The following is a 17,903-nucleotide window of genomic DNA, read 5'->3' as shown; positions in this document are numbered from 1 at the left end:
TTCTCCCTTCTTATGTTAAGACTAAAAATTATTTTATTATTTGTAAAAATTTATTTAAAATATTTATTTCTAATTTTTAATTTCTTTATACTTTATAAGCATATCATCCTTTTTTAGTTCAATATCTGTAGAAATAGTATAAAGCATTTGAGCTTGTGGAGTTGATTCAATTTTATTTCCTTCTATATCCCTAATATTTTTTAAAATTATTTCAAAATTATTTCCAATTGGCCTAAAAACTTCAACTTTATCTCCTTCAAATACTTTATTTCTTTGTTCTATTAAAGCTGTTTTGGTTGAAGAATTATACTCTTTTACAATTCCAACTATATCATAATTTCTTATATATGAAGATGTTTTATAAACTTGTTTATTTTTTTCTCCAAAATAAAATCCTGTATGATATTCTCTATGACTTGACATTTCAAGAATTTTCATCCAGTTTTCATTATATTTATAATTTTTAGGATCATTAAAGTAAGAATCTATTGCCTCTCTATATGCTTTTACAGTAGTAGCAACATAAAATGCGCTTTTCATTCTTCCTTCTATCTTAAATGAGCTAATTCCTGCATTTACAAGCTCTGGTATATGCTCAATCATACATAAATCTTTAGAATTCATTATATATGTACCTTTATCATCTTCAAAAACAGGAAAATATTCTCCTGGCCTTTTTTCTTCCATCAAATAATACTTATATCTACAAGGTTGTGCACATTCACCTCTGTTTGCATCCCTTCCAGTCATATAATTGGATAAAAGACATCTGCCAGAATATGACATGCACATAGATCCATGTATAAAAGCTTCTAATTCACAATCTTCTGGTAGTTTTTTGCGTATTTCTTTAATCTGATTAAGAGATAATTCTCTTGCAAGAACTATTCTTTTAATTCCTATTTTATGCCAAAAAAGTGCTGATTTCCAATTTACATTATTTGCTTGAGTACTTAAATGTAATTCTAAATTAGGTACTGTTTCCTTTGCAGTCATTATAATACCTGGATCTGATACTATAAGCGCATCTACATCTAAATTATATAATTCTTTTAAATATTCTTCTAATCCTTCTAAATCCTCATTATGGGGGAAAACATTTAATGTAACATATATCTTTTTATTTCTATCATGAGCATATTGTATAGCCTCTAAAAGTTCATTATTATCGAAATTATCCGCAAATGCTCTTAAATTAAGCTTGCTACCTCCTAAATAAACAGCATCAGCGCCAAAATTTATAGCAGTTTTAAGTTTTTCTAAATTACCTGCTGGAGCTAAAAGCTCAGGTTTATTCATCGGTATTCCTCCTCTTAGTAGTTACTGCTATACCATCCCCCATAGGTATAACTGAAGTTATTAATTCTTTATTATTTGATATTGCTTCTAAATAAGATTGCATTCGTTTTACAATAGTTATCTTTCTTTTTTTTACTAATTCTTTGGATGCTACCATACCTCTAAAAAGTACATTGTCAGCAATAATAATTCCATCTTTGTTTAATAATTTTAAACAATAAGGTAAAAAATGATTATAATGCCCCTTACCTGCATCTATAAAAATCAAATCATATTTATCTTTTAATTTTTCTAAAATATCTAAACAATCACCTTGAACAATATTAATTTTATCTTTAAATCCATATTTACATATATTATTATAAGCTATATCAACCATTTGGGGATTTCTTTCAATAGTTGTAATTTTACTATCAAAATTACAACTTATACTCATAAGTATAGCTGAATATCCTATAGCTGTACCTAATTCTAATATTTTTTTAGGCTTTTTTATATTTATCATTAATTGAAGGAATTTCCCAACTTCTTTTTGTATTATAGGAACAGAATTTTCTTTTGCATATATTTCTAATTCTTTAAGTACACCTTCATTATCAGGTATAAGTTTTCTTATATACTGTTCCATATAATCGTAAGTAATTCCACTCATTAAATTTCCTCCATTTATTTATTCATTTTTAATAAATTTTCATCAGATTCTTTTTTATATTTTAAAAATTCATTATAATCTCTTGTAAAAAAATGAGTTTTAGTTCCATCAAATTTAGATACAAAATATAAATAATTAGTTTTTGCTGGGTTTAATGCTGCTTCAATTGCACTTTTCCCAGGATTTGATATTGGGCCAACAGGTAATGCTTTTACTTTGTAAGTATTATAAGGAGATTCTATTTTTAAGTCATTATACGTATATACTGTTTTGTGAATCCCCAAAACATATTCTACGGTAGCACAAGATTGAAGCGGCATTTTTTCTTTAATTCTATTATAAAATACAGAAGCAACTATAGGTCTTTCAGATGAAACTTCAGCTTCTTTTTCTATTATAGAAGCCATAATAATTATCTTATCAATTTCTTCTTCATTTATTAATTTATTATTTTCTTCTTCTATTTCTTTTAATACTTTTTCAAAGTTATTAATCATTATATTAATAATTTCTTTCCCACTCATATCTTTAGCAAATTCATAAGTATCTGGAAATAAATATCCTTCTAATTGATATTTTCTGTTTTTATCTTTTTTTATATATGTGGGTAATTTATATTCCTTTATACTTTTTATAAATTTATCTTTTGAAATAACTTTTTTTTCTTCGAGTAAAGAGGCAATATTATCAATTGTGTACCCTTCTGGTATAGTTACTTTAACAAGGTTTTTATTATATTTGCCTTCATTAAGAATTTTAACAAATTCATCTAGCGATATTTTATTAGATATACTATAAATACCTGGCTTTATATTTGTGTTGAATTTTTGCTTTTTTATATACCATTTTGTTAAATAAAGATTTTTTATTTTATTTTCATTATAAAGAGAAGCAATTAATTTATTTAAATTATCACCATTACTTACTTTTACTTCAATATTTCCATTATTATTTATAAAAGGCTGTTTTATTGTCCCTACAATATTTAAATAAATTTTAAATACTATAAAGGCAAATATAATAACAAAAGGTATAATAAATTTTTTCATAACCTACCTCTATTTTAACAAATAATTTTTATTTGTTTCTATTCATGGCTTTTTTCCTTAATTCAGTATTTAATATTTTTTTTCTCAATCTTATAGACTTAGGAGTAATTTCTACAAGTTCATCTGAGGCAACAAATTCAAGGCATTGCTCTAAAGACATAACTTTTACAGGTGATAATCTTAAAGCATCATCTGATCCAGAAGCTCTAGTATTTGAAAGATGTTTCTTTTTGCATACATTTACTTCAACATCACCTGATCTTGAGTATTCTCCAACAATCATTCCTTCATATACTTCCGTTCCTGGTCCTATAAATAAAGTACCTCTTTCTTGAGCATTATATAATCCATAAGTAACTGCTTCTCCAGTTTCAAAAGCAACTATTGAACCTCTTGTTCTTTCTGGTATATCTCCTTTATATTTATCATATCCATTAAGTATATGGTTCATTATACCATTGCCTTTTGTATCAGTCATAAATTCATTTCTAAATCCTATAAGTCCTCTAGATGGTATTAAAAATTCTAATCTAGTATAACCATTTATTGCAGAAGTCATATTTATCATTTCTGCTTTTCTAGGTCCAAGTTTTTCCATAACAACTCCCATAAATTCTTCTGGTACATCTATAGTTAATTTTTCAATAGGTTCTAATAATACTCCATTTTCTTCTTTAAATATTACAGTTGGTTTTGATACTTGGAATTCATAACCTTCTCTTCTCATAGTTTCAATTAAAATTGAAAGATGTAATTCTCCTCTTCCACTTACTTTAAAATTATCTGGAGAATCGGTTTCCTCTACTCTAAGACTTACATTGGTTTGTATTTCTTTCATTAATCTATCTCTTAAATGTCTAGAAGTTACAAATTCACCTTCTCTTCCTGCAAAAGGAGAATCATTAACCATAAAGTTCATACTTAAAGTAGGTTCATCAATTTCTATAAAAGGTAAAGCTTCTGGTTTGCTTGGATCTGCTAAAGTTTCACCTATGTTAATATTAGGTATTCCAGAAACAGCAACTATATCTCCAATTTTAGCTTCTTCTACTTCTTCTTTTTTTAATCCTTTAAATACATAAAGATTTGATATTTTAACGTTATTGATAGTACCATCTCTTTTTATAAGTGCAGCTTGTTGATTTTTTCTTATAATTCCTCTTTCAATTTTACCTATAGCAATTTTACCTACATATTCATTAGAATCCAATGTTGTAACTAACATTTGAAATGGTTCATCTAAATATCCTGAAGGAGCCTGTACTTTTTTAATAATAGTATCAAATAATGGCTCCATACTATTACTTTCATCATTTAATTCATTCTTTGCTATACCATCTTTAGCAGAACAATATACTATAGGAAAGTCAAGTTGTTCATCATTAGCACCTAATTCAATAAAAAGGTCAAACACTTCATCTATAACTTCATTTGGTCTTGCATCTTGTCTATCTATTTTATTAATAACAACTATAGGTTTTAAATTTAATTCTAAAGCTTTTTTAAGGACAAATTTAGTTTGAGGCATAGGTCCTTCAAAAGAATCTACAACTAATAAAACACTGTCAACCATTTTTAAAACTCTTTCAACTTCTCCACCAAAATCTGCATGCCCAGGGGTATCAACAATATTAATTTTAATACCATTATGCTCAACCGAAGTATTCTTAGAAAGTATAGTTATTCCTCTTTCCCTTTCTAAATCATTTGAATCCATAACTCTTTCTTGAATTTTTTCATTTTCCCTAAAAATATTACTTTGTTTTAACATAGCATCAACTAAAGTAGTTTTACCATGATCAACATGGGCTATTATAGCAATATTTCTTATATCATCTCTTGTAAATAATTCCATGTAAATTCCTCCATATCTTGCATAAAAAAATAAACTTCAATATGTGCAATAAATTTAATCAAATAAAAATTGGATACTATATAGTACCCAATTTTATTTAACATAATTTATTCTAATATTAACATTATAAAAAGTCAACTTAACATTAAAATAAATAATTATAAATTATATTTCCATTATTATAGGTAGAATCATAGGTTTTCGTTTTGTTTTTTCATATAAGAAAATTCTTAAAGCTTCCCTAATATTAGATTTTATAGTTGCCCATTCAGTTATATGTTTTTCTTCACATTCTTTCAAAGCATCCTTTACAATTAATCTTGCTTCTTCCATTAAATCTTCGGATTCTCTTACATATACAAATCCACGAGATATAATATCTGGTCCAGCTATTACACTACCTGTCTCTTTTTCAATAGTAACAACTACAGTTAATATACCATCTTGTGATAAATGTTTCCTATCTCTTAGTACTATATTTCCTACATCTCCTACCCCTAATCCATCTACAAATACTTGTCCTGATATAACAGTTCCATTCTTTTTTATAGAATCTCTTGTAACTTCTATTATATCTCCATTATCTGAAATTACTATATTTTCTTTTGCTAGTCCCAATTTCATTGCTAGTTCTGCATGTTGCTTTAAATGTCTATATTCGCCATGAACTGGTATAAAAAATTTAGGTTTAACTAATATATGCATTAATTTTAGTTCTTCTTGACAAGCATGGCCTGAAACATGAACATCTGCCAAAGCCTCATAAATTACTTCTGCTCCTTTTTTAAATAATTGATTTATAACTCTAGAAACTAATTTTTCATTTCCAGGTATAGGTGTGGCAGATATAATTACTGTATCTCCTGGAACAATATTTACTTTTTTATGTTCAGATGCTGCCATTCTTGAAAGAGCTGACATAGGCTCACCTTGGCTTCCAGTAGTTATAATTACTATCTGATTATCATTATATCTATTTATATTATCTATGCTTATTAATACTTCTTTTTCCATATTTATATATCCTAATTCCGCTGCAACTGCCACAATATTTTCCATACTTCTGCCTGATACTGCAACTTTTCTTCCATATTTACTTGCTGCAGTTACAATTTGTTGAATTCTATGAATATTAGATGCAAAAGTAGCAACAATTATTCTTCCTTTTGCATCAGAAAATATATTTTCAAAAGTTTCTCCTACTGTACTTTCAGACATAGTATATCCAGGTCTTTCTACATTAGTACTATCTGCAAGCATAGCAATTACACCTTTTTTGCCAAGCTCTGCAAATCTTGGTAAATCAGCTACTTCTCCATCAATTGGAGTATAATCTATTTTAAAGTCCCCAGTATGAAGTATAACCCCTAATGGTGTATGAATTGCTATAGCAACTGAATCAGCAATACTGTGACTTGTTTTTATAAATTCAACTGAAACACTTTCAAGTTTAATTATATCTTTAGCAGCAACCCGTATAAGTTTAACTGTACTTAACAAACCATGTTCTTTTAATTTTGATTCTACAATTCCAAGAGTAAGTTTTGTACCATAAACAGGAACATTTAATTGCTTAAGAACATAAGGTAATGCTCCTATATGATCTTCATGTCCATGAGTTAAAAAAATTCCTCTTACCTTGTCAATATTTTTTATAAGATAACTTATATCAGGTATTACAACATCTATCCCAAACATATCTTCATCTGGAAATCTTAATCCACAGTCTATTATTAATATATCATTTTTATATTCAATAACCGTTAAATTTTTTCCTATTTCATTTACCCCTCCTAGAGGTATTATTCGTATTTTTTCTTTTTCTTTTTTCATGTCTACCCTCCTTTAAATAATTAAAATATATTTATTCTTTATTACATTCTTTGCAAAGTCCATAAAATTTTACACTATGATTTTTTATTTTAAAATCATATTTAATTTCTATTTCGTGCTCTAATCCTTCAAGTAAATCTCCCTCTACTTCAATAACTTTGCCGCAATTGCTACATATTAAATGATGATGTTGATGATTTTCACTTTCATGTATTAATTCATATCTATAGCAGCCATCATTTAAATCTAATTTACTAATAATCCCAAGTTCTTCTAAAAGTTGAACGGTTCTATATACAGTAGCAAGACCAATTTCAGGACACTCTTTTTTTACTAAATTATACAATTCTTCTGTTGTTAAATGGCTACCTTCATTTTTAATTATAATATCAACAATTGCTCTTCTTTGAGGAGTTAACTTGTATCCCTTTTCTTTTAAATTATTTTTAAGTTTCTCAACTCCATCTGGAGATAGCTTTGACATTATAATACCTCATTTCTATTAATTAACTTAAATCTTCATCAGAAAAAATTAATTCATATGCTTCTGCCACCATATTAAACTCATCTTCATCATCAATTGTAACCAATACATCCTGACCAGTTTTATCTTTTTCTATTTTAAGCGCAATGGCATCTTCTTCTTCTCCATCAGAAGGTATAACAATTACATATTCATTTCCCTCAATATCTAATTTTGTTATAACATCAAATTGTCTTTCTTTACCTTCTTCATCGATAAGCATAATTGTGTTAATATCATTATCCATGATTTCACTTCTCCTTTGTAAATATTTTATTTAGATAAGCTGTCTAAATAACCTTGAAGTATATAAGTAGCAGCTATTTTATCTACTATTTTTTTTCTTTTAGCTCTAGATAAATCTGCTTCTAGCATAGCACGATGAGCTGCAACAGTTGTAAGTCTTTCATCCCATAGCTTTATAGGAATATTTATATTAAGTTTTATATATTCGCAAAAACTTATAACCTTTTCTCCTTGAGGTCCTATAGTACCGTTCATATTTTTAGGAAGTCCTACAACTATACTTTCAACTTCATATTCATTGCATATTTCTTTAATTTCTTCTATATCTTTTTTTTTAGAAGTTCTAATTATAGTTTTAATACCTTGAGCGGTAAATCCTAAAGGATCACTAACCGCAACACCTATAGTTTTATCACCAACATCTAATCCTAGCACTCTCATACATATTCTCCTTATGTAACAATTGCATAATAAAAAATTTATATATAAATTTTAAAATAAAAATGCCCGGTAAGGGCATTTTTATTTTATTCCTAGATAAGCTTTTAATACTTCCTCAAGAATTTCATCTCTCTCTAGTTTCCTTACTAATGCTCTAGCACCGTTGTAATTAGTTATATAAGTAGGGTCACCAGAAATTAAATAACCCACCAATTGATTTATAGGGTTATATCCCTTTTCAATTAAAGCATCATATACTTCATTTAAAATTTCTTTAGTTAAAGCTTTTTTATCCTTTTGAAAATCAAATTGAATGGTATTATCAATGTTGTTCCCCATTACGCTCTCACCCCTCTTTTTATCATCTTTAAAATGATATAAGGTACATGTTAATTATATTATAAACTACTTTTTACAAAAAGTACACTATTGTACCATAGTTTCTATAATCTTTCCAGTTTTTGAAATAGCCTCATCTAATTTCTGTGGTAATTTCCCTCCTGCTTGTGCCATATCTGGTCTTCCGCCTCCATTACCTCCTGTTATACTAGCTACTTCTTTTATAATTTTCCCGCAATGAACTCCCTGACTTATAGCACCTTTAGTAGCCATTGCTACAAATTGAACTTTGTCTCCACAATTACTTCCAAGAACAACTACACCTTCAGTTATTTTATTTCTTATTTTATCAGCTAGATTCCTAAGCGTATTTCCATCAATATCCTTAAGAGAATAAGCCACAAATTTTATTCCTTTAATTTCTTTTATATTATTTAATATTTCTTCTTCTATAGAATTCATAAGTTTTTTCTTTAATTCTATTATTTCCTTATCTTTTTCTTTTAATTCAGATATTTCTGATTGCAATTTTTTTACAATATCTTTCTCGGAACATTTTAATATTGATGCAATATTTTTTAATAGTGTATTTCTTTCATTAATTAAATTTAATGCATTAAATCCTGTAACAGCCTCTATTCTTCTTATTCCTGCAGCTACTCCAGTTTCAGAAATAATTTTAAATAAACCTATTTCTCCAGAATTTCCAACATGAGTTCCTCCACACAATTCTTTACTAAAATCACCTACAGATACTACTCTTACATCATCTTTATATTTATCATCAAACAAAGCTACAGCACCACTTTTTTTGGCTTCCTCTAAAGTCATTATTTCTGTATCTACTTTATAGGCTTTCATAATGTTTTCATTAACTAGTGTTTCTACTTTATACAATTCTTCTTCGCTCATTGGTCCAAAATGAGTAAAATCAAATCTTAATCTAATATCATCAACATACGAACCCGCTTGATTTACATGATTACCTAATACTCGTCTTAAAGCTTCATGAAGTATATGAGTTGCTGTATGGTTTTTCCTAATACAATTCCTTCTATCTTCAAATACTTCTAATGTTACTTTTGAATTTAATATGATACTTCCATCTAATACATTAATAAAATGAAGAATTTTCCCAGAAATATTTTTTTTACAATCTATAACCTCAGCTTTAAAGTTGTTAGCTAATATTATTCCTTTATCTCCAACTTGCCCGCCCATTTCAGCATAAAAAGGGGTTTCTTCTGTAATTATAATAGCTTTATCCCCTTGATTTAATTTTTCTACAAATTCTTCATTTTTTATTAATAATCTTACTGTAGAATCACATCTAAGCGTATTATAACCAACAAAATTAGTATTTAAATCTATAGGTATTTTATTTAAAATGTTATCTTCAGCACCCATATAATTTGATTCTTCTCTAGCTTCTCTTGCTCTTATTCTTTGATTTTCCATTTCAATATTAAAACTCTCTAAATCTACAGACATATTTTTTTCTTCTAATATTTCTAATGTAAGTTCTAAAGGAAATCCATATGTATCATAAAGCTTAAATGCTTTATCACCTGAAAGCATTTTTATCCCTTTGCTTTCAAGCTCTTGAGCATAATTTTTTAATATTTCTATTCCACTATCTATAGTTTTTTCAAATCTCTCCTCTTCAAGTTTTATTACTTTTTTTATGTATTCTCTCTTTTCTTCAAGTTCTGGATATGCACACTTTGATACATCTATTACTATATCACATAGGTTATATAAAAATATGTTATTAATTCCTAGTAATTTACCATGCCTTGAAGCTCTTCTTAAAATTCTTCTAAGTACATATCCTCTACCTTCATTTGAAGGTAGAACTCCATCACTAACCATAAAAGTTATACTTCTAACATGATCGGTGATTATTCTTATAGAGATATCTTTTTTTCTATCTTCACCATATTCAGTACCTGATAATTTACATACTTCATTTAATATACTTTTTATTGTATCTATTTCAAATATACTGTTAACTCCTTGCATAATTGTTGCAATTCTTTCAAGTCCCATACCAGTGTCTATATTAGGATTAGGTAATTTATTATATACTCCATTTTCATCTTTGTCAAATTGAGTAAATACTAAATTCCAAAATTCTACTACTCTATCTTCTTCTCCAGCTTTAATAAATTCTTCAGCTGTTTTTATCCTACCTAAATCAGATCTTCTATCAAAATGAATTTCTGAACTTGGTCCACAAGGCCCTTGCCCAATTTCCCAAAAGTTATCTTCTTTACCTAATCTAAAAATCCTTAAGGGATCTATATCTGTTTTGGTAGTCCAAATTTCGTACGCTTCATCATCTTCTAAATAAATAGTAACATAAAGTGTATCCTTGGGAATTTCTAGTACTTTAGTTACATACTCCCAAGCCCATGGTATAATCTCAGATTTAAAATAATCTCCAAAAGAAAAATTCCCTAACATCTCAAAAAAAGTTCCATGTCTAGATGTTTTACCTACATTTTCTATATCTCCTGTTCTAATACACTTTTGACATGTTGTTATTCTCTTACTTGGAGGCACTTGAAGTCCTGTAAAATATGGTTTTAAAGGTGCCATACCAGCATTTATTAAAAGTAAACTTTTATCATTTTCAGGTATAAGTGAAAAGCTTGGAAGTCTCAAATGTCCTTTGCTTTCAAAAAATTTTAAATATGACTCTCTTATTTCATTTAAACCCATCTTTTTCATGCTAATTCCTCCGTATTATCCTTTTTATTATTATCAAATAAAAAAACTTTCAATTCCCATAAGGGACGAAAGTTATCCGTGGTACCACCCTAATTATACAATTATGAAAATATAAAATATCATAATTGTATCACTTGTAAAAATATAGCTCCAGGACTGCTTCAAAATATCTGTTAAGAAGTTTACACCGACCACTTCCTCTCTAAATAACTAGATATAATTACTCCTTCCTTTCATAGCCAAATATATAATTTATAAAAATTATAAGTTAAAATATTTTAGATGTCAATAATAAGTATAAATTTTAGAAATTTGTCTTTAAAACAAATAATAATTTAAATCTTCATAAAGTATTTTTATAATAACTCCAAGAGGAACAGCTAATACCATTCCTATCATTCCACCTATTTTTCCACCAACTATTATTAAAATAATAACAGCTAAAGGATGCATACTTACGCTATCACCTGTTATTTTAGGGGATATAATATCTCCTTCTAATTGTTGTATAGCATAAAGAGCTATTGCTGTCCATACAGCACTTTTAGTAGAAGATAAAAAAGCTATTAATACAGCAGGTACTGCTCCAAATAAAGGTCCGAAATAAGGTATAATATTAAAAAAAGCATTTAAAAGTGATAATATAATTGGAAAATCAACTTTTAATATTAATAATACAATGAAAGTTAATATTCCTATAATGCCACATAAAATAAATTGACTTATAATATATCTACCTAATATTTTATCTATATCTTCGAATGTTTTTTTTACTATGTTTCTCCATTTAGGTGGAAACAAAATAAAAAATTTATTAGATATAATTTCACTATCTACTAAAAAATAATATACTACTATAGGAACAACAGCTAGAGATAATATATTTTCTCCTATTTTTAAAGTTCCATTAAACATTTTATTAAAAATATCTATAACTATTTTATTAATATTTGAATATATTGTATCTAATATAGCATATATAGTTTTGTTATTACTCAATAGCTTTAATTTTTCATAAAAGTTACCTATAAAAATTTTTATTTGTGAAAATGCAAAACTCATATTTAAACTTTCTTTAAAAATTGATGGTATTAATATAATAAATGTACCTAAGATAAAAATAACAAACATAAATAGTATTAAAACAACCGAGATTTTTTTACTAATACCTCTATGAGTTAATATTTGGGTTAATGGACGAAGGCAGTAAGATATTATAAATGATACAAAAACTAAATAATAAACTTCTTTTATGACAGAACTTTTTAGTGATATATATAATATAACGAAAAATATTATGTATATTATAATAGATTTATATATTTTTTTCATGACTTTCAACTTCCATAAATAATTTATGTGGAATACTTATAAAATCAACTTTATTATAATCTTTATAATTTAATATATATTTTTCTCCTAATATAACACTATTAATTAATAATATTTTTTTCCCTATCATAAAATTTTTTAATATTCCTAAAGATACTATTATTCCTTTTATTTTAAATGTAAATTCATGAAATAGGAGATCTTCCACAATTCCAATAATATCTCCATATTTATTTTTAACGTCCATATTTTTAATACTTGAAAATGTTAAAAACTCATCTTTACTCCACCCATTTATAACCATAGCTTTATTAAATGAAATAATGTTTGGTTTTAATATAATTCTATTGCCTAGGAACAGATTATACGGTGAAATAACAAATCCTTTTACTTCTCCTTTATTAAAATCTATTATTATATCTTTTATAAAACCTATTTTTTTACCTTTTATGTCTATTACATCCATTAAAATAAAATCCTTCACTCTAAACATAACATACCCTCAGACTAAATTTATATTTAATTTAGAACTAAACATTGATTTACTATTTTAATATTTTTACCAAAAAACAAAAAAATATAACTCTTTTAAAAGAGTTATATTTTTTAATTATTCTCCATGAACTTGGTCATGAATATCATCATGTTCTTTATAATCCCATAATTCTAATCCTTTTTTAGCTCTATAATCATTTATTGCTTTATGAATAGCTTCTTCTGCAAGAACAGAACAATGCATCTTAACTGGTGGAAGTCCATCAAGAGCTTCTGCTACTGCTTTATTTGTAAGTTTCCAAGCCTCATCAATTGTTTTGCCTTTAATAAGTTCAGTAGCCATACTAGATGAAGCTATAGCTGAACCACAACCAAATGTTTTAAATTTAGCATCAACTACTATATCATTTTCTATTTTAAGATATACTTTCATTATATCTCCGCATTTTGCATTTCCTACTTCTCCTACCCCGTCTGCATTAGGTATTTCTCCTACATTTCTAGGATTCATAAAGTGATCCATAACTTTCTCGCTATACATATTATAGTTCCCCTTTCTTTATAAAGTCGTCCCAAAGTGGTGACATATCTCTAAGCCTTTTAACTACATTATTAACAGTTTTAATTACATATTGTACTTCTTCTTCAGTATTAGAATCACCTAAACTAAGCCTTAAAGAGCCATGTGCAATTTCATGTGGAAGTCCAATTGCAAGAAGAACATGAGATGGATCCAATGAACCTGAAGTACATGCACTGCCACTTGAAGCACATATTCCCATACTATCTAAAAGCAGAAGGATTGCTTCACCTTCTATAAATCTAAAACAAACATTCACATTACCTGGAAGTCTATTTTCATTTATTGGACCATTTAATCTCGTATATGGAATTTTTAAAAGCCCTTCTATAAGCATATCCCTTAATTTTGAAAGTTTTTTATTATGTTCTTCCATATTTGAAATTGCAATTTCTATAGCTTTCCCAAGTCCAACAATTCCAGGTACATTTTCTGTACCTGCTCTTTTTCCTCTTTCTTGAGCTCCTCCGTGTATTAAATTGTCTATTTTTATTCCTCTTCTTATATATAATGCTCCTACACCTTTAGGCCCATATATTTTATGAGCTGCCATAGACAATAGATCAATATTCATGTCTTTAACATCTACAGGAACATTTCCAATTGCTTGAACAGCGTCTGTATGAAATATTACTTTTTTATCTCTGCAAATTTTACCTATTTCTTTTATAGGTTGTATAGTACCTATTTCATTATTTGCAAACATTATTGAAACTAAAACAGTTTTATCTGTAATTGAATTTTTTAATTGTTCTAAATTTACAAAACCATATTCATCAACATCAAGATATGTAATTTCAAAACCTTGTTTTTCTAAATATTCACAAGTATGTAATATTGCATGATGCTCTATCTTGGTAGTTATAATATGATTACCTTTATTTTTGTTAGCTAAAGCAACACCTTTTAACGCCCAGTTATCTGCTTCTGAACCTCCACCTGTAAAATATATTTCATTACTTTCTCCATTAATTGCCTTAGCAACCCTATCTCTTGCTAAATCAATAGCTTTTTTAGTATCTCTTGATAAAGAATATATTGATGATGGGTTCCCATAATGTTCTGAAAAATAAGGCATCATTTCTTCTAAAACTTCTTTTTTTACATAAGTAGTAGCTGCATAATCCATATAAATAGGTTTATTCATTTTTCTCCACTCCTTCACTATTTGAAGCATTAATACTATTGTAATCATCTAATATATCTTGAAGTGTTGTAGTTTTTGTTACACTATCAAAACTATTTTTTAATTTTGCCCATAAAAGCCTAGTAGCACAACAATCTACATTATTGCAATCATTCTTTTCTAAACATGAAGATATTTCAATAGGTCCTTCTAAAACCTCCATAATATCATATATTGTAATATCTTTTGGTGCTTTATTTAACACATAACCACCTTGAGCGCCTCTAACACTTTTTATTAAATTTGCTTTTCTTAAAGAAGAAAATAATTGTTCCAAATAATATTCTGATATTTTTTGCCTTTCAGATATACTTTTTATTGATACAGGTTCGCCGCCATAGTGAATAGCTAAATCTACCATAGCTTTTACACCATATCTTCCTTTTGTAGAAAGTTTCATTAAATCACTCCTTTTAATTTGAGTGTTTTACTATGGATTCAAATTTATAATAGCAAATCCGAGTAATGCTGTCAACTATATTGAACATAAAAATATCAAAGTAACTTAAAATTAATTTATAAAATTATCTATTATAATTTTACTTACAATAAATCAATCAAAATACTATCTCTTTTAAGCTATTATCATTAAATACTATCTATTAATTTTACTTACTTTAAAAAACTGCTTCTTTTGAAGCAGTTTCCATTTCCTGGGTAATATTTAATTTATTTTTTATAATTATCTCACAAAAATTTTTTATTAAATATTGATCACTATATATAATAGAAATTTAGAGCCACTATAAATGGTATAGTGGAAATTAATTTAGAGCTTATTGTTACATAATCTTTTTATAAAAATTAAAATTATATTAAATTTTTAAATTTGATTATCACATCTAAAAATTAATTTCTTATTAATAAATAGGAAATTTACGGCAAATTTCATCCACTTTTTCTTGTACCATAGGTATTTCATTTTCTCTTCCTTCAATTATTCTATTAATTAAATATGCAATTTCTTTCATTTCTTCTTCTTTAAATCCTCTAGTAGTTACTGCTGCAGTACCTATTCTGATACCACTTGTTATAAATGGACTTTGAGTTTCAAAAGGTATAGTGTTTTTATTTACGGTTATTCTTGCTTTATCAAGAAGTTTTTCTGCATCTTTACCATTTATTCCTTTATTAGTTAAATCTACTAATAACAAATGATTATCAGTACCTCCTGATACTAGCCTAAATCCATATTTGATTAGTTCTTCAGAAAGTACTTTTGCATTTTTTACAACTTGATTTATATATTCTTTAAACTCATATTTAGAAGCTTCCTCAAAGCATACTGCTTTTGCAGCAATAATATGCATAAGTGGTCCTCCCTGCATTCCTGGGAAAATCGATTTATCAATATCTTTTGCATATTTTTCTTTGCAAAGAATAGCCCCACCTCTAGGACCTCTGAGGGTTTTATGAGTTGTTGTTGTAACAAAATCTGCATAAGGAACAGGTGAAGGATGGACTCCTGCTGCTACAAGACCTGCTATATGAGCCATATCTACCATCAAAAATGCTCCTACTTCATCACTTATCTCTTTGAATTTTTTAAAATCTATAATTCTAGGATAAGCACTTGCTCCTGCGACAATCATTTTAGGTCTATATTTTATAGCTAAATTTCTAACTTCTTCATAATCAATTTCTTCTGTGATTTTATTTACTCCATAAGATACAAAATTAAAAATTTTACCTGAAAAATTTACTGGGCTACCATGAGTTAAATGTCCTCCATGACTTAAATTCATACCAAGTACTGTGTCACCAGGTTTTAACATAGCAAAATAAACAGCCATATTTGCTTGTGAACCTGAATGAGCTTGAACATTAGCGTGTTCTGCATTAAAAAGTTTTTTCATTCTTTCTCTTGCTAGATTTTCTACTTTATCTACAATTTCACATCCGCCATAATATCTTTTCCCTGGATAGCCTTCTGCATATTTATTAGTTAGCTGTGAACCCATTGCTTCCATTACAGCTTTACTGGTAAAATTTTCAGAAGCTATAAGTTCTATGTTGTTTTCTTGTCTTTTAGTTTCATTTTCAATAAGATTAAAAATTTCTTTATCGACTTTTTTTATATTGTCAAAATTCATATATTTCACTCTCCTATACTAATATTTTATATATGAAATTTATAAAATTTATTATAACATTAATCAATAATAACAGACAAGTTATTATCTAAAATTCTTCATTTAATATATTAATCTGAATATTCTTTATATTTTATGACATTATAAATCAATTTCATATATAAAATTGATTTATATATTTCATAATTTGAAAAATTTATAAAAATACAATTTTTAAATAAATAGTTTTTCATTTTATAAATATTTTATTTTAAAGTTTAATACAATTCTATAAAATAATAATATTTTCTGCTAATAAACATACTTATAATAACTATTAATAACTATTAATAACTATTATTTAATAATTATACTTAGATTTAATGTTAAACATTTATAAATAAGATTTAATTTTAATTGATTATTAATCAAAAAAATATGTTATAATTTATTTGTTATTTTTGCAAATTAAAAGGAGGGTTATATGAATATTTATAAAATAATAAGTGTAGCCTCTGAAGCTGGTAAAATAATACTTGAAAGTGGTGGAGAAACCTATAGAGTTGAAGAAACAATAATTAGAATTTGTGATGCTTACGGTCTTATTTGTTCTGAAAGTTTTGTTATGCCTACTGGAATAATAATATCTGCTCAAGATAGAGATGGTAAAATTATATCTCTTGTAAAAAGAATAAAAAATAGAACTGTAGATTTAGAAAAAATATCTAGAGTTAATGATCTTTCAAGAAATATAAAATCCAAAAATCTTTCATTAGAATTTGTTGAAAAGGAACTTAAAATTATTTCAGAAACTCCTCGATTTAATTTTAAAACAACTTTATTTTTTTCAGGTATAGCAGCTTCTTTTTTTACTTTACTTTTTGGAGGAAATATATATGATTTTATAATTTCATTTTTTATCGGAATAATTATTAAATATATTTCATTATTATTAAGCAGTATTAATATAAATCAATTTTTTATAAACGTTTTAGGTGGAGCTATAGCTGCATTTTTAGCTTTAGTTTCTGTTAAATTAAATTTTGCTCAAAATTTAGATACCATAATCATCGGTTCAATAATGCTTTTAGTTCCTGGTCTTGCAATTACAAATGCAATAAGAGACACTATAGCAGGTGATTTAGTTGCTGGACTTTCTCGCGGAGCTGAGGCTTTTTTGGTTGCTATAGCCATAGCTGTAGGTTCAGGAATTTCTATTAAACTATGGTCTGACTATTTTGGTATTATTATCGGAGGGATTTTATAAT

At 26.9% G+C, this 17,903-nt stretch carries 17 protein-coding genes and 1 other annotated feature; of the genes, 1 reads left to right on the top strand and 16 read right to left on the bottom strand.

Annotated elements, in window-relative coordinates:
• Window positions 1-69: 69 nt before the first annotated feature.
• From B5D11_RS02855 to glyA, 16 genes are all read right to left on the bottom strand, one after another.
• Window positions 70-1,299: a peptidase U32 family protein gene (locus B5D11_RS02855; RefSeq protein WP_078681541.1), complete on the bottom strand. Its 1,230-nt coding sequence runs from the start codon at window positions 1,297-1,299 to the stop codon at window positions 70-72.
• On the bottom strand, window positions 1,292-1,951 hold the full coding sequence (locus B5D11_RS02850) for an O-methyltransferase (protein ID WP_078681540.1): 660 nt from the start codon (window positions 1,949-1,951) through the stop codon (window positions 1,292-1,294). The genes B5D11_RS02855 and B5D11_RS02850 overlap by 8 nt, the downstream gene beginning before the upstream one ends.
• Before the next feature lie 14 nt (window positions 1,952-1,965).
• Window positions 1,966-3,000 carry an endolytic transglycosylase MltG gene (gene mltG / locus B5D11_RS02845; RefSeq protein ID WP_078681539.1) on the bottom strand — a complete coding sequence of 345 codons (1,035 nt, stop codon included), beginning with the start codon at window positions 2,998-3,000 and terminating at the stop codon, window positions 1,966-1,968.
• Window positions 3,001-3,028: 28 nt separating this feature from the next.
• Window positions 3,029-4,855, bottom strand: coding sequence for a translational GTPase TypA (typA, locus tag B5D11_RS02840; RefSeq protein ID WP_078681538.1), 1,827 nt, complete (start codon window positions 4,853-4,855; stop codon window positions 3,029-3,031).
• 165 nt (window positions 4,856-5,020) lie between these two features.
• Window positions 5,021-6,688 carry a ribonuclease J gene (locus tag B5D11_RS02835; protein ID WP_078681537.1) on the bottom strand — a complete coding sequence of 556 codons (1,668 nt, stop codon included), beginning with the start codon at window positions 6,686-6,688 and terminating at the stop codon, window positions 5,021-5,023.
• A 31-nt stretch (window positions 6,689-6,719) separates the two neighbouring features.
• Window positions 6,720-7,172, bottom strand: a complete 453-nt coding sequence (locus tag B5D11_RS02830; RefSeq protein WP_078681536.1) for a Fur family transcriptional regulator — start codon at window positions 7,170-7,172, stop codon at window positions 6,720-6,722.
• 22 nt (window positions 7,173-7,194) lie between these two features.
• On the bottom strand, window positions 7,195-7,458 hold the full coding sequence (locus tag B5D11_RS02825) for a DUF1292 domain-containing protein (protein WP_078681535.1): 264 nt from the start codon (window positions 7,456-7,458) through the stop codon (window positions 7,195-7,197).
• A 26-nt stretch (window positions 7,459-7,484) separates the two neighbouring features.
• Window positions 7,485-7,898 (bottom strand): Holliday junction resolvase RuvX, encoded by a 414-nt coding sequence (gene ruvX, locus B5D11_RS02820; RefSeq protein ID WP_078681534.1) that lies wholly within the window; start codon window positions 7,896-7,898, stop codon window positions 7,485-7,487.
• Window positions 7,899-7,979: 81 nt separating this feature from the next.
• Entirely contained in the window at window positions 7,980-8,237 is a 258-nt protein-coding gene (locus B5D11_RS02815; protein ID WP_078681533.1) for an IreB family regulatory phosphoprotein, read from the bottom strand.
• Between the two features lie 87 nt (window positions 8,238-8,324).
• Window positions 8,325-10,970 (bottom strand): alanine--tRNA ligase, encoded by a 2,646-nt coding sequence (alaS, locus tag B5D11_RS02810; RefSeq protein ID WP_078681532.1) that lies wholly within the window; start codon window positions 10,968-10,970, stop codon window positions 8,325-8,327.
• A 58-nt stretch (window positions 10,971-11,028) separates the two neighbouring features.
• Window positions 11,029-11,216 (bottom strand) — a binding site (T-box leader).
• A 72-nt stretch (window positions 11,217-11,288) separates the two neighbouring features.
• Window positions 11,289-12,302, bottom strand: coding sequence for an AI-2E family transporter (locus tag B5D11_RS02805; protein WP_078681531.1), 1,014 nt, complete (start codon window positions 12,300-12,302; stop codon window positions 11,289-11,291).
• Complete coding sequence (locus B5D11_RS02800; RefSeq protein WP_078681530.1) at window positions 12,286-12,795, bottom strand: PRC-barrel domain-containing protein; 510 nt, start codon at window positions 12,793-12,795, stop codon at window positions 12,286-12,288. The genes B5D11_RS02805 and B5D11_RS02800 overlap by 17 nt, the downstream gene beginning before the upstream one ends.
• Before the next feature lie 117 nt (window positions 12,796-12,912).
• Entirely contained in the window at window positions 12,913-13,338 is a 426-nt protein-coding gene (nifU, locus tag B5D11_RS02795) for a Fe-S cluster assembly scaffold protein NifU (protein WP_078681529.1), read from the bottom strand.
• Window position 13,339: 1 nt separating this feature from the next.
• On the bottom strand, window positions 13,340-14,524 hold the full coding sequence (gene nifS / locus B5D11_RS02790) for a cysteine desulfurase NifS (protein WP_078681528.1): 1,185 nt from the start codon (window positions 14,522-14,524) through the stop codon (window positions 13,340-13,342).
• Window positions 14,517-14,963 carry an RrF2 family transcriptional regulator gene (locus B5D11_RS02785; protein ID WP_078681527.1) on the bottom strand — a complete coding sequence of 149 codons (447 nt, stop codon included), beginning with the start codon at window positions 14,961-14,963 and terminating at the stop codon, window positions 14,517-14,519. Before B5D11_RS02785 ends, nifS begins: the two co-directional genes overlap by 8 nt.
• A gap of 460 nt (window positions 14,964-15,423) precedes the next feature.
• Entirely contained in the window at window positions 15,424-16,656 is a 1,233-nt protein-coding gene (glyA, locus tag B5D11_RS02780; protein ID WP_078681526.1) for a serine hydroxymethyltransferase, read from the bottom strand.
• 463 nt (window positions 16,657-17,119) lie between these two features.
• On the opposite strand from glyA, the gene B5D11_RS02775 reads away from it, so the two are divergent.
• Entirely contained in the window at window positions 17,120-17,902 is a 783-nt protein-coding gene (locus B5D11_RS02775) for a threonine/serine exporter family protein (RefSeq protein ID WP_078681525.1), read from the top strand.
• Window position 17,903 lies beyond the last annotated feature (1 nt).

Source organism: Clostridium sp. USBA 49 (genome assembly GCF_900167505.1).
In the GTDB taxonomy this organism is placed as follows: Bacteria; Bacillota; Clostridia; order Clostridiales; family Clostridiaceae; genus Clostridium_AT; species Clostridium_AT prolinivorans.
This window is presented reverse-complemented; position numbering and strand designations above follow the sequence as displayed.

Bases quoted from the DNA above. Each gene is read 5' to 3' on its own strand.
- B5D11_RS02855 (WP_078681541.1), bottom strand. From the start codon at position 1,299: ATGAATAAACCTGAGCTTTTAGCTCCAGCAGGTAATTTAGAAAAACTT.
- B5D11_RS02850 (WP_078681540.1), bottom strand. From the start codon at position 1,951: ATGAGTGGAATTACTTACGATTATATGGAACAGTATATAAGAAAACTT.
- mltG (WP_078681539.1), bottom strand. From the start codon at position 3,000: ATGAAAAAATTTATTATACCTTTTGTTATTATATTTGCCTTTATAGTA.
- typA (WP_078681538.1), bottom strand. From the start codon at position 4,855: ATGGAATTATTTACAAGAGATGATATAAGAAATATTGCTATAATAGCC.
- B5D11_RS02835 (WP_078681537.1), bottom strand. From the start codon at position 6,688: ATGAAAAAAGAAAAAGAAAAAATACGAATAATACCTCTAGGAGGGGTA.
- B5D11_RS02830 (WP_078681536.1), bottom strand. From the start codon at position 7,172: ATGTCAAAGCTATCTCCAGATGGAGTTGAGAAACTTAAAAATAATTTA.
- B5D11_RS02825 (WP_078681535.1), bottom strand. From the start codon at position 7,458: ATGGATAATGATATTAACACAATTATGCTTATCGATGAAGAAGGTAAA.
- ruvX (WP_078681534.1), bottom strand. From the start codon at position 7,898: ATGAGAGTGCTAGGATTAGATGTTGGTGATAAAACTATAGGTGTTGCG.
- B5D11_RS02815 (WP_078681533.1), bottom strand. From the start codon at position 8,237: ATGGGGAACAACATTGATAATACCATTCAATTTGATTTTCAAAAGGAT.
- alaS (WP_078681532.1), bottom strand. From the start codon at position 10,970: ATGAAAAAGATGGGTTTAAATGAAATAAGAGAGTCATATTTAAAATTT.
- B5D11_RS02805 (WP_078681531.1), bottom strand. From the start codon at position 12,302: ATGAAAAAAATATATAAATCTATTATAATATACATAATATTTTTCGTT.
- B5D11_RS02800 (WP_078681530.1), bottom strand. From the start codon at position 12,795: ATGTTTAGAGTGAAGGATTTTATTTTAATGGATGTAATAGACATAAAA.
- nifU (WP_078681529.1), bottom strand. From the start codon at position 13,338: ATGTATAGCGAGAAAGTTATGGATCACTTTATGAATCCTAGAAATGTA.
- nifS (WP_078681528.1), bottom strand. From the start codon at position 14,524: ATGAATAAACCTATTTATATGGATTATGCAGCTACTACTTATGTAAAA.
- B5D11_RS02785 (WP_078681527.1), bottom strand. From the start codon at position 14,963: ATGAAACTTTCTACAAAAGGAAGATATGGTGTAAAAGCTATGGTAGAT.
- glyA (WP_078681526.1), bottom strand. From the start codon at position 16,656: ATGAATTTTGACAATATAAAAAAAGTCGATAAAGAAATTTTTAATCTT.
- B5D11_RS02775 (WP_078681525.1), top strand. From the start codon at position 17,120: ATGAATATTTATAAAATAATAAGTGTAGCCTCTGAAGCTGGTAAAATA.